Origin of the sequence: Streptomyces sp. NBC_01092, from assembly GCF_045039535.1 — a bacterium.
GTDB lineage: Bacteria > Actinomycetota > Actinomycetes > Streptomycetales > Streptomycetaceae > Streptomyces.
Genome location: NZ_CP108659.1, coordinates 10,577,067 through 10,591,805, shown reverse-complemented (window position 1 = coordinate 10,591,805; position 14,739 = coordinate 10,577,067). Strand labels below are relative to the sequence as shown.

Sequence of the window (14,739 nt, the reverse complement as noted above, 5' to 3'; positions counted from 1 at the left end):
GTGAACCGCCGGGACGGCACCCGGGCGGCGGTGCTCGAAAGTACCGCGCCCATCTGCTGAGCCGTCCCGAACTGGCCGACTCCCTCACGCCGTAGCGGGAAGGCCGGGAGCGGGTTCGGTCCGTGCGCCGTCCCTCACGCGTCCGCCACGCAGCGCTGAGCCACCCCCAGTGCGGCGGCCATGATGCTCAGCTGCGGATTCACCTCCGGGCAGCTCGGCAGTACGGACCCGTCGGCGATCAGCACGCCGTGGACACCGCGCAGGCGTCCCGCCGAGTCGGCCGGCGCGTGCTCGGGGTCGGCGCCCGCGGCTGCCGTGCCCGTGGGGTGAAACGCAGACACGTGCAGCTGACGGATCGTCACCGTGTCGAGCAGGGCCTCCAGTTCGCCCTCGGATCGGGCACGCGGGGCCTGCGGGACTCCGGTCAGCACCTCCTCGGCGCCGGCCGCGAACAACAGGCGGCCCATGGCTCGTTGGGCTCGCAGCAGGCGGCCGGCATCGCGTGGCGCCAGGTCGTAGCGGAGCAGGGTGCGGTCGCGGCCGAGGACCCGGCCCGAGGGCAGGTCGGCGACCATCGCGCCGAGGGTGGCCAGGTGGTCCGTCCCGTCGACTTCGCGGCGCAGTTCGCGGCCTACGCCGGGCAGGACGAACGAACTCATCCCCGGGGGCGCCGAGGTGGCTTCGATCAGGATGCCGTCGGCGTGCAGTTCCTCCACTCCGACGCTCTGCAGGACCCCTTTCCAGCCGGTGACGGGACGGCTGAAGCGGCCCGCGACGCTGATGGCGGGGTGCACGCTGAGGTTCCGGCCGATCCCGGGGTGTCCACCGAGGCCCGAACGGCGCAGCAACTGCGGGGTCTGCAGGGCGCCGGCGGCGACGACGACCAGCGGGCTGAGGATCTCCAGTTCGCTGCCGTCGGGGCGGCTCACCACGACCCCGGCGGCCCGTGGACCGCCCGGCCGGTCGCGGTCGGTCAGGATGCGCCGGACGCGCGCTCCCGTCACGATCGTCGCGCCGGACGCGCAGGCTTCGGGGAGCACGGACAGCTGGACGCTCTGTTTGGCGCCGGTGGGGCAGCCGACGACACACTGGCAGGAGCCCTTGCAGCCCGGGGCGTTGCGGCGCAGGGGCGCGGCGGCCCAGCCGAGTTCCTTCGCACCGGTCAGTGCGAGGAGGCCGTTGTTGCCGAGGACGTCCATCGGCTGCCGTGCCACGCGCAGGGTGCGTTCCACCTCGTCGAGGTGGGTGTCGAAGCCGTCGGCGACGTCGAATCCGTGGCGGTCCAGCCAGCGGGTGACGACGTGGTCCGGGGTGCGGTAGCAGGTTCCGGAGTTGACGACTGTGGTGCCGCCGACCGCGCGGCCGACGGGCAGGACCAGCGGAGGGTTGCCGAGGGCGATCGTGGCTCCGCCGTCCCGGTAGAGGTCGGAGAAGCGGTCCAACGGGGCCCTGCGCGCGAACGACGCGGTCGTGTGGTGCTCTCCCTCCTCCAGCACGAGGACACGCATCCCGGCCCGGGCGAGTGTCCGGGCGGCCATGGCGCCCCCCGCGCCCGATCCGACGACGACCGCGTCGGCGGTGGAGCGCGTGGGCCAGTCGCGGGAGGGGGTGCAGTCGAGCGGTGGATCGTCGGGGGCGGGTGCCGGGTTCGCGGGGCCGGTCTGCGCGGTGCGTGCGGTGCCGGCCGCCAGCAGCACCGGTACCTTGACCGCGTCCAGGAGGGGCAGCAGGGCACGGTGGGAGGCGAGCGACGCCATGACGTGCTCCCGTTCCGCGGCGCCGAGCGCGGGCAGTCGCCGGCCGGTGCGGGCCACGGCATAGACGTTGATCGCCGCGGTCGCGCCGCGGATCGCCGTGCGTGTGTGGGCCGGCATGGCGTCCAGCAGTGTCTCGACCCGCCGTGGCACGGTCCGGGTCCACTCGGCCGAACCGTCGTCCGCGAGGAGCGCCGCGGCAAGTGCCGTAAGGCCGGGGGAAGTCGAGGGGCTCATCGGTCGCCGACCTCCGCGTGGGCAGTGCCGGACAGCCGCCACGCGGCCTCCTGGCGCCAGGTGCCCCACCAGCGCTCCAGGCTGACCTCGGCGTCCGCGGTCTCGCTGTTGCGGCAGACCGCGGGTGAGCCGTCGGGGTCGGTGTAGCCGAGTGCCAGCGTCCGCTCTGGCGGCTGCGTCACCGTCACGCGTATGCGGCGCCTGCCCGCGCGGCCGGTCACGCGCCACTCGGGCAGGCCGATGTCCGCCCGGAACCGGCCGAGTCCCGCCCAGCCCACGGCGGTGCGCTCCGCGCGGCGCGGCCAGGTGCGACCGCCCCGCAGCAGTCGCAGGAACACCAGGGGTGGCAGTCGGTCCAGTCCGCGTCGCATGGACACGGCGGCCACGATCTCCAGGACGTCACCGCCGCCCAGGTCGGCGTGGAGCCAGGCCCAGCGTCGGGCGTTGCCGTGGCCGTAGATGCGGGCGCTGGCGCCGACAGCGCCGTCCAGCCGCAGTTCGTCGTCGCCGTACCGGACGGTGCCGCTGTAGTCGCAGCGGGCGGCGGGCAGCATATGGCTGGCCGGGAGCCAGGGGCGGCGCCAGGACCAGCGGGGGAAGGTGTGGACGGTGCCGCTTCGGGGCGTCTCGGTGAGCGACCAGGTGAACGGTCCCGCGGAGCCGGCGAGCCGGCCGGGCCGGGCGTGGACGCCTTCGGTGGCGTACCCCTGTGGATCCTGCGTCCACGGTACGGGGCCGAAGCGTGCGTGCTCGGCGGGGCCGTCCTTGGGGAAGACGGCGACCCAGCCGTGTGCGTAGGCGTCGGAACCGTCGGTGGGGGCGACGACTTCGTGGTGCAGCCAGACTCCGCTGCCGGTCGCGGGGTCGGTCAGGGTGGTGTACCAGACCTCGGTGCGCCCGGGGTTCCCGTCCCAGCGCGGCGCGAGGTGCCGATCGGCGGTGGACTCGGCAGCGCGTGGGAAGCGGAAGCTCGCGAGGAAGGGCAACAGGCCGGTGGCAAGGGGGAAGCGCAGGGTGCCCTCGCCCACGCGTTCTCCGTCCTCGTACAGGGTGTACGGCAGTATGGTCATCGAAGCGAGCGGTCGCGCGGGCGAGATGGACTTCCAGCCGTCCAGCACCAGTCGCCGGCCCTCCATGGCGAAGGTGATGCGGTACCGGATCCTGCGGCGGGCCAGGGGCGAGATCTCCATCTCCCCCACGGCTTCGGCGTCGTCCGCCCGCCCGGCTATCCGCACCCGGCCCGTCAGGCGCGCCTGCGTCGTGCGGTGCGGCAGCAGCACGGCGTCGGCGCGGACCACGAGGTCCAGGCGTACGGCGCGCTCGCGCTCCTCGTCGCTCAGCCGCGCGCGGCCCAGCATCGTCTCCTGGAACACCGTCCCGCGGGAGGTCACTGGGCACCGTCCCGGCGGTCGCGGGAGGCTGCCAGTCCTTCGAGCATGATGCGTTCCGTCGCCGACAGGTAGGCGCCCGCGGCGACGCGTGCCGCTTCCTCGTCGCCTGCGGCGACGGCCTCGACGACCGGTGCCAGGCGGTCGTGTGCGGCCCCGGCGTCGACGAAGGGTTCGACCAGCGCCGCGCGCACCGGCAGGTAGGCGTTGAACAGGGTGTTGGTCAGCAGGACGTAGACCCGGTTGCCCGTGGCGCGGGCGAGCGCCCGGTGTACTTCTGCGTCCGCGAGCTGCACGTCCTCACCGGCGTCCGCATCCCCGACGGCCGCCATCAGCGCACGCAGTTCGGCGATCTGGTCCGGCGTGGCGCGGGCGGCGGCGCGTTCCGCGATCAACGCGCCGATGCTGCGACGCACTTCGAAGATCTCGCCGATCCAGTCGGGGCTGTGCCGCACCAGCATCGGCAGCAGATCGGCCCCGCCCAGCCGCAGGAAGTCCCGTACGCGGGTTCCCACCCCGTGTCGCGTCTCCAGCAGTCCGGAGTGCACCAGCCGGCCGAAGGCGTGCTTCAGGGTGGTGCGGTTGACCCCGAACCTGTCGGCCAGTTCACGTTCGGGTGGCAGCATGCTCCCGGCCGGATGACGCCCGGCGAGAATGTCCTCGCGCAGCCGCTTCTCCAGGACATCGACGGTCGTCTCGCGCGGCAGTGCTTCCATCCCGGCCCCCGGCCTGTGAGTGGTTCAGTGACTGAGCCACTGAACCACTGGAGTGACATCGCGTCAATAAGCCGGGCCTCGCCAGACGTTCGCGGCATGCTCGGCCGGTGTCACACGTCCGCCGATCCCAGAGGTGACCACGCTGAACACCACGCTCTCCGTCGTGTTCGCGCTCTGCGCGGCGTTCGGCAACGCCGTCGCGACGGTGCTGCAGCGCAAGGCGGCGCTCACCGTGCCGCGCTCCCAAGGGTTCCGGGCCGGCCTGATGCTCGATCTGTTGCGGCGGCCCGTCTGGCTGGCCGGCATCCTCGCGGTGATCGCCGCCGCGGTCTGCCAGGCACTGGCTCTGGTGACCGGACCGCTGACGATCGTGCAGCCGCTGTTCGTCCTGGAGTTGCCGCTCACCCTCATCGTCGCCTCGCTGCTGATGCACCGGCATCTGGCGGGCAGCGGCTGGCTGGCCGTGACGGTGGTGGTGGCGGGGCTCGGGGTCGCGCTCGCCGCCGCCTCCCCCACCGGCAATCGCACCCATGTGGCGCTGGACCGCTGGATCCCCGCGCTCGCCGTGTGCGCGGGGATCGTCGTCGCCCTCGCCCTCGCCGCTTTCCGGCGTCCGGAGGGCCGCGCCCGGGCGGCGTGTCTGGGTGCCGCGACGGCGATCAGTTACGCGGTGACCGCGGCACTGATGAAGACGTCCATGCACACCCTCGACGAGGAAGGGCTCGTGGGCTTCTTCGCCGCCTGGCAGACGTACGGATTCGCCGTGACCGGCGTATGTGCCCTGTTCCTGCTGGAGCACGCGATGCAGGCCGGCCCCCTGGTCGCCTCGCAGCCCGCGCTCACCCTTGGCGACGCGCTGGTGAGCCTCGCCCTCGGCATCACGCTGTACGAGGAGGAGATCCGCTCCGGCTGGTGGCTGCTCCCCCAACTCGTCGGCGTCGCACTGATCGCCACGGGCGTCTTCGCCTTGTCGCGGATTCCGCTCACCCGGTCACTGGTGGCGCCGGAGGAGGAGAACCGGACGCCGTGACGGGGCTCAGCGGTGCGGGGGGACTGACGGTACCCGGGCGGCAGCCGCCGGTCACTCTCGGGGCCGTCCGAGGTACGACGACCCGGCGTCGGGGCGCCACCGCAGTCCGAGCGGACGACGCCCGCCCCAGGCAGGACGCCCGCCCCAACCGCCATACGCCCCCATCCGACCGTACGCATTTCATCCAACCCCTCCCGCTTCATTGACATGTCCCGGACGCGGCGCGACTCTGAGAGCGCTCTCAAGACACCGCAAGCCAAGCTCCGTCCCCCCACTGACACGGAGGTCAGAGTGTTACGGAGACTCAAGAAGCCCCTCGTCGCAATGGCCGCGGCATCCGCTCTGATGGGCGGGCTGCTCAATCTCGCCGCGCCCACTCCGGCTCGGGCAGCCGTGCCCGACACCATCCCGCTGAAGATCACGAACAGTTCCGGCCGCAATGAGCCGGTCTACGTCTACAACCTCGGCACCCAGCTCTCGACCGGCCGGCAGGGCTGGGCCGACGCGAGCGGCACCTTCCACGCCTGGCCGGCCGGCGGCAACCCGCCGACTCCCGCGCCGGACGCGTCGATTGCGGGACCGGCCGCCGGGCAGTCGTCGACGATCCGGATTCCGAAGTTCTCGGGGCGGATCTACTTCTCCTACGGCCGCAAGCTCGACTTCCGCCTCACGACCGGCGGTCTGGTGCAACCGGCCGTGCAGAACCCGAGCGACCCCAACCGCGACATCCTCTTCAACTGGTCCGAGTACACGCTCAACGACGCCGGGCTGTGGCTCAACAGCACCCAGGTCGACATGTTCTCGGCGCCGTACGCGGTCGGCGTGCAGCGCGCCGACGGCAGCACCGTCAACACCGGTCACCTGAAGGCCGGTGGCTACAACGCGGTCCTCAACGCGCTGCGGGCCCAGCCGGGCGGGTGGGCCGGTCTGATCCAGACGCGGTCCGACGGCACCGTGCTGCGGGCCCTGTCCCCCGGTCATGGACTGGAGACGGGCGCCCTGCCCGCCTCCGTGATGGACGACTACGTCAACAGGGTCTGGCAGAAGTACGCCACCACGCCCCTGACGGTCACGCCGTTCGCCGACCAGCCGAACACCAAGTACTTCGGCCGGGTCTCGGGCGGCGTCATGAACTTCACCAACAGCGCCGGCGCGGTCGTCACAAGCTTCCAGAAGCCCGACGCGGACAGCATCTTCGGTTGTCACAAGCTGCTCGACGCCCCCAACGACGCGGTCCGCGGCCCGATTTCCCGCACGCTGTGCGCGGGCCTGAACCGTTCGACCCTGCTGGCGAACGCCAACCAGCCCGACACCTCCGCGGCGAACTTCTACAAGGACGCGGTGACCAACCACTACGCGCGCCTGATCCACGCGCAGATGCAGGACGGCAAGGCTTACGCCTTCGCCTTCGACGACGTGGGCAACCACGAGTCACTCGTCCACGACGGCAATCCGCAGCAGGCGTATCTGACGCTGGATCCCCTCAACTGAGGGCTCAAGGGCAGGCGGGGGCGGTTCGCAGGCGTGCCGCGTGGGGCCGCGTGGGGGCCGTCCCCCGCCTAAATCTGTGGTGCCCGGCGGGAGTTGACCGCTAGCCTCCGGCTGAGCGGGGCGATGTGGGTGACCGCGAGGGGAGCCGGGCATGGGGACCGAGCGTGTGCGGACCGGCCGTCTGGGTCTGCTGCTGGAGCAGTTCGACTGCGCCAGGGAGAGAGCCCAGGTGCGGCTGACGGGGCTCAGCGACGAGGAGTACCTGTGGGAGCCGGTGACTGATTGCTGGTCGATCCGGCGGCGGGACGAGGCGGTGACCCCCAGGGCGTTCGGACCGGGTGACTGGGTGCTCGACCAGGGCGCCCCGTACATCCCGGCCGGCGAGTACGCCGAGGTCGCGCGGCAGGCGGCCGACGGCATGTCCGTGGCCAAGATCGCCGAGGACTGGAGCGTGAGCGTCGAGCGGGTCGAGGAGATCCTCCATCACACCGGCCCGCCGGAGCCCGAGATCACGCCGGTCACGACGATCGCGTGGCGGCTGGGACACCTGCACTACTGCTTCGCGGGCGAATGGGAGTGGACCTTCGGTGAACGGCGGCAGGAGCCGAAACTGCTGGTCGACTTCACCCCCGGCGCGGCCCTGGCGCTCGACCGGTTCTGGGCGCTGATCGACCGCTGGCGCGAGAGCGTCGGCACGGTGACCGACGAGCAGCTCGACACCGTCGGATTCTCCCAGTACCCGTACGGCTCCGACGCCGGCGAGCCCTACCACGACGTGCTGTGGGGGGCGAACCTCGAGTTCATCCACCACATGGCGGAGATCGCCCTCCTGCGCGACCTGTGGCGGGCACGAAATCCCCTGGCGTGAGGGTCGGAAAGGGGCGGAGACTCGTCTCATGGCTGACATGGGGGCGTTCCGGGAGGCGGTCACAGCGTGGGCGGCGGGTGGCCCAGACGGCCCCGCACGCGAACTGGCCACGCGGCTGCCGGTGCGGGCGGCCGTCCTGCTCGAAGGGCCGAGCGACGTGGCGGCGGTCAATGCCCTGGCCGAAAGACGCGGCCGGGACCTTGAGGCCGAGGGAATCTGCGTCCTGGCGATGGGCGGCGCGATGAGCATCGGCCGCTACGCCCGTCTCCTCGGTCCGACCGGCCTGGGTCTTCGCCTCACGGGGCTGTGCGACGAGCGAGAGCGTCCCTACTACATCCGTGGCCTGGAGGGGGCCGGTGCCACACGGCCGACCTTCTTCGTCTGCGCGGCGGACCTGGAGGACGAACTCATCCGCGCGCTGGGGGTGGGCCGGGTGGAGGAGCTCGTGCGGGCGCAGGGCGATCTGCGGGCCCTGCGGACCTTCCTGTCCCAGCCCGCGCAGCAGGGTCGTACGGCACAGCAGCAGTTGCGGCGCTTCCTCGGCACGAAGAAGGGACGCAAGATTCACTACGGCCGTGTCCTCGTCGAGGCCCTCGATCCGGACCGCGTTCCGGCGCCGCTCGACGGCCTGCTGGCGAGCCTCTGAGCACCGGTCGCAACCGTGGAAAGATCGAGGCTAGGTTCGATGCCATGACCGCCCCGAACCCCACCCCCGCCGCCGTCGGCGCATCCCGGCCCGTCGTGACCGCTGCCGTCGTGCAGGCGGCAGCCCCGCTGTTCGACACTCAGGCCGCGCTCAGCCGCGCCGAGGAGCTCATCCGGGAGGCCGTCAGCGCACGCGGAGCGGACGTCGTCGTTCTGCCGGAAGCCTTCCTCGGCGGATACCCGAAGGGGTTGGACTTCGGCATCACCGTCGGGAGCCGCACCCCGGCCGGCCGCGAGCTGTTCCGCCGCTATCACGCCGCCGCCATCGAGGTCCCCGGCCCCGAGGTCGAGACGCTGGCCGCGCTCACCCGGGAGCTGGGCTGTCACGCCGTCGTCGGCGCGGTCGAGCGGCAGGGCGGCACCCTGTACTGCGTGGCGCTCTTCCTCGGCCCCGACGGCTACCTGGGCCTGCACCGCAAGCTCATGCCGACCGCCGCCGAACGCTTCCTGTGGGGCCAGGGCGACGGCTCCACCCTCCAGGTCGTCGACACCGGCACCGCCCGTCTCGGGGCGGGCATCTGCTGGGAGAACTACATGCCGTTGTTCCGTACGGCGATGTACGCCAAGGGCGTCGACCTGTGGTGTGCGCCGACCGTGGACGACCGCGACGCCTGGCAGGCCACGATGCGGCACATCGCCCTGGAGGGCCGCTGCTTCGTCCTCAGCGCCAGTCAGTACCTGCGGCGTGACGCCGTCCCCGCCGACCTCCACCCCGTCCAGGGCGACGTGCCCGACACCGTCCTCATCGGCGGCGGCTCCGTCATCGTCTCCCCGCTCGGCGAGGTCCTCGCCGGCCCGCTGCGCGACGGCGAGGGCATCCTGACCGCCGAGCTCGACCTCGACGACCTCGCACGCGCCCGCTTCGACTTCGACCCGACCGGCCACTACGCGCGCCCCGACGTCTTCACCCTCCACATCGACGAGTCCGCGCGCACCACGGTCACCGGCAACTGACCGGAGGCGGCCCGGGCACGGATCGCTCATCCCAGGTCTCATCCCAGGTACGGTGCGTCCCGGTGCTCCAAAGCGTGTCGCAGCCTGAGCCGCTGGGTGTGGTGCATGGGCAGGGCGTCCAGCTCGGACGGGTGGACGAACCGCACGTCGGTCGACTCGTCGGAGACGGCCAATTCGCCTCCGACGACCCGAGCCCGAAAGCAGATGTTGAACTGCCGTCGCACCTCGCCGTCGCTGTAGGCGATCACGTGCCTCGGGTCCGTGTACGTCCCGACCAGTCCCGTGATCCGAACGTCGTAGCCGGTCTCCTCCTTGACCTCCCGCACCGCACATCCGGGCAGGCTGTCGGTCATCTCCATCCCACCGCCGGGGAGAGACCACAACCCGCTGTCGGAGCGCCGCTGGAGAAGGATGCGCCCCCGGTCGTCGACGACGACCGCGGAGGCCGCAACGACCAGGGCGTTCGGCTCCGGGGCCGCGGGATCGTCGTAGGAGTCCGTACGCGCCAAGGCAGTCGGCCCTCCACCGGTCGGGCTGTGTCGAGGCAATGGTGCCCGCACGGCCGGCGCGAGGGCGGTACGGGCACCACGGTGTGTCCGTCGGTCAGCCGGCGTACACCCGGCCTTCCTTCACCAGGAAGTGCACCGGGTCGGAGCAGCCGATGGAGGGCGTGACCAGCAGGCTCACGGTCAGCGGTGCGGGCTCCGTGCTCGCGGTCGCGAAGTCGCAGACGGCACCCTTGCCCGTGAGCGGGTACCAGAACCAGCCGTCGACGTCGCCGACGGTGACGCGGTCGGACTCCTTCCAGGCGCCACCGCTCTGGGTGAAGACCTGCAGCCGCACGGAGGCGGCGAACTCGTCCTCGGGCGAGCGCAGTGCGGTCAGCGTGATCTTGTAGTCGCTCCCGAGGACGGACGACGCGATCTGCCGTGTCTGCGGGGCCGCTGTACCGGCGTTGGACGTACCGGCCCCCGCGGCCCCGAGCAGGCCCGCCATGAGGAGCGTGACGGCGGCCGTGGCGGCGCGGGCGGTGCGGTTGCGCCGGAACGTGCTGGACAGACTCATGTGTTCCCCCGTTGAACCGAGTTGTACCGAAGGTCTGATTGGGTCTGATTGGTTCGTACGGTGGTAGAGACCAGTCACCCGGCTTCAGGGTTGTACGCCGACATGGAGTGCGGCGTCGTCAGTGCGATTCGCGGGTCACGTCCGAACCGCTGGACCCCACGAGGAAGTCGAGATCGGCGCCCGTGTCGGCCTGGAGGACGTGGTCGACGTAGAGCCGTTCCCAGCCGCGCCGTGGATTGGCGTAGGCGTTGACGGTGGGCTCGCTCGGGGTTCTGCGGGCGAGCTCGTCGGCTGGTACGTCGATGTCGATGCGGCGGGCCTCGACGTCGAGGCTGATGAAGTCGCCGGTCCGCACGAGGGCGAGGGGGCCGCCCGCCGCGGCCTCGGGGGCTACGTGCAGGACGACCGTGCCGTACGCCGTGCCGCTCATCCGGCCGTCGCAGACGCGCACCATGTCGCGCACGCCCACTGCCAGGAGCTTCTTCGGCAGTGGCATGTTCGACACCTCGGGCATGCCCGGGTAGCCCTTGGGGCCGCAACCGCGCAGCACGAGCACCGAGTCCGCGTCGACGTCGAGTTCGGGGTCGTCGACGCGGGCGTGGAAGTCCTCGATGGAGTCGAAGACGACGGCCCGGCCGCGGTGGCGCAGGAGGTGCGGGGAGGCTGCCGCCGGTTTGATGACGGCGCCGTCGGGTGCGAGGTTGCCGCGCAGGACGGCGATGCCGCCCTCGGCGACCAGGGGTTCGGCGCGGGTGCGGATGACCTCGCCGTCCCGGATCGGGGCGTCGTCGAGCGCGTCGACCAGCGGCTTGCCGGTCACGGTGAGGGCGTCGGGGGCAAGCAGGTCGCGCACCTCGCGCAGGACGGCGAGCAGGCCTCCGGCGCGGTGGAAGTCCTCCATGAGGAAGCGGCCCGCGGGCTGGAGGTCCACCAGGACCGGGACATGGGAGCCGACGCGGTCGAAGTCGTCCAGGGTGAGGTCGACGCCGAGGCGGCCCGCGATGGCGAGGAGGTGGACGACCGCGTTGGTGGAGCCGCCGATGGCGGCGAGCGCGACGATGGCGTTGTGGAAGGAGGCCTTGGTGAGGATCGTGCCCGGCCTCCGGTCGGCGGCCACCATGTCCACCGCGAGCCGGCCGGTGTGGTGCGCGGCCTCCAGAAGCCGGCTGTCGGGGGCGGGCGTTCCGGCCACACCGGGGACGACCGTGCCCAGGGCCTCGGCGACCAGGGCCATCGTCGAGGCGGTTCCCATGGTGTTGCAGTGGCCGCGGCTGCGGATCATCGCCGACTCCGAGCGGGTGAACTGCTCCTGCGACAGCGTGCCCGCGCGGACCTCCTCCGACAGGCGCCACACATCGGTGCCGCAGCCGAGCGGCGTCCCGCGGAACGTCCCGGTCAGCATCGGCCCGCCGGGCACGACGACGGCGGGCAGGTCCACCGAGGCGGCTGCCATGAGCAGCGAAGGGATGGTCTTGTCGCAGCCGCCGAGCAGGACGACGCCGTCGATGGGGTTGGCCCGCAGCATCTCCTCCGTGGCCATCGCCGCCATGTTGCGCCAGAGCATGGCGGTGGGGCGCACGTTCGTCTCGCCGAGGGACACCACGGGCAGGTCCAGCGGGATGCCGCCCGCCTCGTACACGCCGTCGCGCACCGAGGACGCGACCTCGTCGAGATGCGCGTTGCAAGGCGTCAGATCCGAGGCCGTGTTGGCGATGGCGATCTGCGGCCGGCCGGCGAAGGCGTCACCGGGCACGCCCCTGCGCATCCACGCCCGGTGGATGTAGGCGTTGCGGTCCTGCCCCTCGTACCACTGTGCGCTGCGCAGCCTCGCCATGGGACCTCTTCCGGCAGTCGGTACGGAGGTCTACAGTCCGGAACGCCATGGAGCATACGCAGACGTACGACGGACCGACAGGCCTCGGCGAGGCCGGACCAACTGCCGCCGACGGCAACCGTCTTGAGGGCTCGGAAGTGGACCACACACCCCGACGCCCTCGGCCCCGCATCCGCCCCTCCCGGAGAGCACCTTGGCCCACCTGATGCGCGCGTTCGTCCTGACCGGCCCGGGCGCGTACGAGGTCCAGGACCTCCCGGCACCGGTGGCCGCGCCCGGTGAGGTCGTCGTCGACGTCGAGCGGGTCGGGGTGTGCGGGACCGACGTCGAGTTCTTCACCGGGGCCATGGCCTACCTCCACCAGGGGTACTCCGGCTATCCGATGCGGCCGGGGCACGAGTGGGCCGGGCGCGTGGCGGCGGTCGGCGACGGTGTCGAACAGGGGTGGGTAGGCCGACGCGTCATGGGGGACACGATGCTCGGCTGCGGCAGCTGCCGTCGCTGTCTCCGGGGCCGTCAGCATGTGTGCGAGAAGCGCCAGGAGGTGGGTATTCGCGGAGCGCGGGACGGTGCACTGGCGGAGCGACTCGCCGTACCGGCGTCCTCGTTGCACGTCCTTCCCGACTCGGTCGATGCCGTCCTCGGCACGCTCGTGGAGCCGGGCGGCAACGCCCTGCGCGCCGCGCAGGCGACGGCGGCCCACGCCGGGGACCGTGTTCTCGTCCTGGGACCGGGGACGATCGGCCTGCTGACGGCGATGTTCCTGCGGGCGGCGGGCGCGCAGGTGCACCTGCTGGACCGTGCCGGCAACTCCCCCGCATTCGCCCATGCCTTGGGCTTCGAGCACGTATGGGACGAGCGCTCCCTGCCGGACCTGCCCTTCGACGCGGTCGTGGACGCCTCGAACGCCGCTCATCTGCCGGAGCGGGCACTGGAGTTGGTCGAGCCGGGCGGCCGTGTCGTCTACATCGGGCTGGCCAGCGACCCGAGCCGGATCGACACCCGCACACTCGTGCTCAAGGACGTGACCGCGGTGGGCGTCCTGTCAGCCTCCCCCGGCCTGGACGCCACCATCAGGGCCTACGCATCCGGAGCGGTCGATCCCCGGCCGCTCGTCGCGGCCACCGTGAGCCTCGACGAGGTGGGCCAAGTCCTTGCGGGCGGGCGACCCGAGGGCGCCGGGCCGGGACCCAAGATCCACGTGGACCCCCGTCCCGACCGCTGACCCGATCCCGCGCACCGACACCCGTAACCAACATTCCGGCGCCATCGGCAACGGCAGTCCTGACATCCTGGGCGGCATGGCGACACTCAACGGAAGGCCCGTCTCCCCCGATGAACTGCTGCCCCTGGCCCTGGTCAACGTCGGCCACTTCACGACCATGCGGGTGGATGACGGCGGCATTCGCGGCCTGCCGCTGCACATGGAACGCCTCACGAAGGACTGCAAAGCCGTGTGGGGTGCCGACCTGGACACCGAACGGGTTCGCGACTTCGTCCGCCAGGCCCTGGACGGACACACGCAGCCGTGCGTCGTCCGCGTGACCGTCTACGACCCCGAGGTCGACATGGGACACCTCGCGGACGCCGCGGAACCGCAGGTCCTGGTCACCGTGCGCGGTGCCGGCGCGATGCCCCCCGCTCCGCTGCGTGCCAGGAGCATGCCGTACGAGCGAGACCTGCCCGAGGTCAAGCACGTCGGCCTCTTCGGGGCCCTGCACACCCGGCGCAGCGCCCAGCTGGCCGGATTCGACGACGTCCTGTTCATCGGACGCGAGGGGTTCGTCAGCGAAGGCAGCACCTGGAACGTCGGGTTCGTCGACCGGAACGGCACGGTCGTGTGGCCACAGGCTCCGGTCCTGCCCGGAGTCACCATGGCGCTGCTCCAGCAGCGCGCCGAACACCGGATCGCCCCTGTCACGCTGGAACAGGCCAAGGGCATGGCAGCCGCGTTCGCGACGAACGCAGGCATCGGCGTGCGGGCCGTCGCCGCGATCGACGACACCGAACTGCCCACCGAGCACCCCGTGCTGGACCGGCTGCGCGAGATCTACCTGTCCGTCCCCGGCGAGAGGCCGTAGGGCACCGACCGTCGCACTACCAGGGCGCTCGGGGCGGTTTGGCGGCTCGCGAACTGGTCACGCGGAAAGAGAGAGTCTCCCCGTCTTTTGCAGGGAGCGAAGAGATGAGTGAGAAGTACCGGACCGGCTTCATCAAGAGGTCGAAGGACGCGGGCCGTGGGCGTCATCACCCGCAGCGTCCCGCCACTCCGGCCGAGGCGCGCGGAGTCGTACGACGGGTCCTGTCCGAGCGGTTGGGCACCCCGGCCGACACCCTCACGGACGCGTTGCTGGTGGCGTCGGAACTGACGACCAACGCGATGCTGCACGGCGGCGGTATCACCGGCTTCGACGTCGAGGTCGTCGGCGAGAACCTGTATCTGTCCGTGAGTGACCGCGAACAGCGACGCCCGGTGGCCTTGGACCCGGTCGACCGGCAGGGGCGGCACCGGTGCGGAGGCCGCGGCTGGCCGATCGTGTGCCGGTTGTCCCGCACCGTGCTCGTGTCGGATCTGCCGACCGGCGGCAAACGCGTCACCGCGGTGATCCCCCTGGCGGGGCGGTGCCGGCAGCAGGGCGACGGGGACAGCGTCTGACCCGAACGGCCGGTGGGCCGACGGCACTCGGCCGTGGCCCA

The 14,739-nt window shown here is 71.9% G+C and carries 14 protein-coding genes; 8 read left to right on the top strand and 6 right to left on the bottom strand.

Going from position 1 to position 14,739, the window contains the following annotated elements; genetic code table 11:
- Window positions 1–134: 134 nt before the first annotated feature.
- From OG254_RS47120 to OG254_RS47110, 3 genes are read right to left on the bottom strand one after another with little or no spacing between them, the layout of a single operon-like run.
- Complete coding sequence (locus OG254_RS47120) at window positions 135–1,991, bottom strand: GMC family oxidoreductase N-terminal domain-containing protein (RefSeq protein WP_405594095.1); 1,857 nt, start codon at window positions 1,989–1,991, stop codon at window positions 135–137.
- Window positions 1,988–3,382 (bottom strand): hypothetical protein, encoded by a 1,395-nt coding sequence (locus OG254_RS47115; protein ID WP_405594093.1) that lies wholly within the window; start codon window positions 3,380–3,382, stop codon window positions 1,988–1,990. The genes OG254_RS47120 and OG254_RS47115 overlap by 4 nt, the downstream gene beginning before the upstream one ends.
- A complete protein-coding gene (locus tag OG254_RS47110; RefSeq protein ID WP_405594091.1) occupies window positions 3,379–4,095 on the bottom strand; it encodes a FadR/GntR family transcriptional regulator in 717 nt (238 codons plus the stop codon). Before OG254_RS47110 ends, OG254_RS47115 begins: the two co-directional genes overlap by 4 nt.
- Before the next feature lie 133 nt (window positions 4,096–4,228).
- Between OG254_RS47110 and OG254_RS47105 the strand changes: the two genes are divergently transcribed.
- From OG254_RS47105 to OG254_RS47085, 5 genes are all read left to right on the top strand, one after another.
- On the top strand, window positions 4,229–5,125 hold the full coding sequence (locus tag OG254_RS47105; RefSeq protein ID WP_405594089.1) for a DMT family transporter: 897 nt from the start codon (window positions 4,229–4,231) through the stop codon (window positions 5,123–5,125).
- 324 nt (window positions 5,126–5,449) lie between these two features.
- Window positions 5,450–6,616 carry a glycoside hydrolase family 64 protein gene (locus tag OG254_RS47100; protein ID WP_405594086.1) on the top strand — a complete coding sequence of 389 codons (1,167 nt, stop codon included), beginning with the start codon at window positions 5,450–5,452 and terminating at the stop codon, window positions 6,614–6,616.
- 151 nt (window positions 6,617–6,767) lie between these two features.
- Complete coding sequence (locus tag OG254_RS47095; protein WP_405594084.1) at window positions 6,768–7,484, top strand: DinB family protein; 717 nt, start codon at window positions 6,768–6,770, stop codon at window positions 7,482–7,484.
- Between the two features lie 28 nt (window positions 7,485–7,512).
- Entirely contained in the window at window positions 7,513–8,130 is a 618-nt protein-coding gene (locus OG254_RS47090) for an ATP-dependent endonuclease (protein ID WP_351192990.1), read from the top strand.
- Window positions 8,131–8,174: 44 nt separating this feature from the next.
- A complete protein-coding gene (locus OG254_RS47085) occupies window positions 8,175–9,143 on the top strand; it encodes a nitrilase-related carbon-nitrogen hydrolase (RefSeq protein ID WP_405594081.1) in 969 nt (322 codons plus the stop codon).
- A 38-nt stretch (window positions 9,144–9,181) separates the two neighbouring features.
- Here the strand turns inward: OG254_RS47085 and OG254_RS47080 are convergent, their stop codons facing one another.
- From OG254_RS47080 to OG254_RS47070, 3 genes are all read right to left on the bottom strand, one after another.
- Complete coding sequence (locus OG254_RS47080; RefSeq protein ID WP_405594078.1) at window positions 9,182–9,652, bottom strand: NUDIX domain-containing protein; 471 nt, start codon at window positions 9,650–9,652, stop codon at window positions 9,182–9,184.
- A 94-nt stretch (window positions 9,653–9,746) separates the two neighbouring features.
- Complete coding sequence (locus OG254_RS47075; protein WP_405594076.1) at window positions 9,747–10,208, bottom strand: hypothetical protein; 462 nt, start codon at window positions 10,206–10,208, stop codon at window positions 9,747–9,749.
- 118 nt (window positions 10,209–10,326) lie between these two features.
- Window positions 10,327–12,042 carry an IlvD/Edd family dehydratase gene (locus tag OG254_RS47070; protein WP_405594074.1) on the bottom strand — a complete coding sequence of 572 codons (1,716 nt, stop codon included), beginning with the start codon at window positions 12,040–12,042 and terminating at the stop codon, window positions 10,327–10,329.
- Window positions 12,043–12,247: 205 nt separating this feature from the next.
- Between OG254_RS47070 and OG254_RS47065 the strand changes: the two genes are divergently transcribed.
- From OG254_RS47065 to OG254_RS47055, 3 genes are all read left to right on the top strand, one after another.
- Entirely contained in the window at window positions 12,248–13,267 is a 1,020-nt protein-coding gene (locus OG254_RS47065; RefSeq protein ID WP_405595612.1) for a zinc-binding dehydrogenase, read from the top strand.
- Between the two features lie 76 nt (window positions 13,268–13,343).
- Window positions 13,344–14,123: an aminotransferase class IV family protein gene (locus tag OG254_RS47060; RefSeq protein WP_405594072.1), complete on the top strand. Its 780-nt coding sequence runs from the start codon at window positions 13,344–13,346 to the stop codon at window positions 14,121–14,123.
- A 104-nt stretch (window positions 14,124–14,227) separates the two neighbouring features.
- Window positions 14,228–14,698, top strand: coding sequence for an ATP-binding protein (locus OG254_RS47055; protein ID WP_405594070.1), 471 nt, complete (start codon window positions 14,228–14,230; stop codon window positions 14,696–14,698).
- The last annotated feature ends 41 nt before the right edge of the window (window positions 14,699–14,739 follow it).

Excerpts from the sequence above, each read along its gene's own strand:
- OG254_RS47110 (WP_405594091.1), bottom strand. The coding sequence starts at position 4,095 with ATGGAAGCACTGCCGCGCGAGACGACCGTCGATGTCCTGGAGAAGCGG.
- OG254_RS47095 (WP_405594084.1), top strand. The coding sequence starts at position 6,768 with ATGGGGACCGAGCGTGTGCGGACCGGCCGTCTGGGTCTGCTGCTGGAG.
- OG254_RS47070 (WP_405594074.1), bottom strand. The coding sequence starts at position 12,042 with ATGGCGAGGCTGCGCAGCGCACAGTGGTACGAGGGGCAGGACCGCAAC.
- OG254_RS47060 (WP_405594072.1), top strand. The coding sequence starts at position 13,344 with ATGGCGACACTCAACGGAAGGCCCGTCTCCCCCGATGAACTGCTGCCC.
- OG254_RS47100 (WP_405594086.1), top strand. The coding sequence starts at position 5,450 with ATGGCCGCGGCATCCGCTCTGATGGGCGGGCTGCTCAATCTCGCCGCG.
- OG254_RS47075 (WP_405594076.1), bottom strand. The coding sequence starts at position 10,208 with ATGAGTCTGTCCAGCACGTTCCGGCGCAACCGCACCGCCCGCGCCGCC.
- OG254_RS47090 (WP_351192990.1), top strand. The coding sequence starts at position 7,513 with ATGGCTGACATGGGGGCGTTCCGGGAGGCGGTCACAGCGTGGGCGGCG.
- OG254_RS47065 (WP_405595612.1), top strand. The coding sequence starts at position 12,248 with ATGCGCGCGTTCGTCCTGACCGGCCCGGGCGCGTACGAGGTCCAGGAC.
- OG254_RS47055 (WP_405594070.1), top strand. The coding sequence starts at position 14,228 with ATGAGTGAGAAGTACCGGACCGGCTTCATCAAGAGGTCGAAGGACGCG.
- OG254_RS47120 (WP_405594095.1), bottom strand. The coding sequence starts at position 1,991 with ATGAGCCCCTCGACTTCCCCCGGCCTTACGGCACTTGCCGCGGCGCTC.
- OG254_RS47085 (WP_405594081.1), top strand. The coding sequence starts at position 8,175 with ATGACCGCCCCGAACCCCACCCCCGCCGCCGTCGGCGCATCCCGGCCC.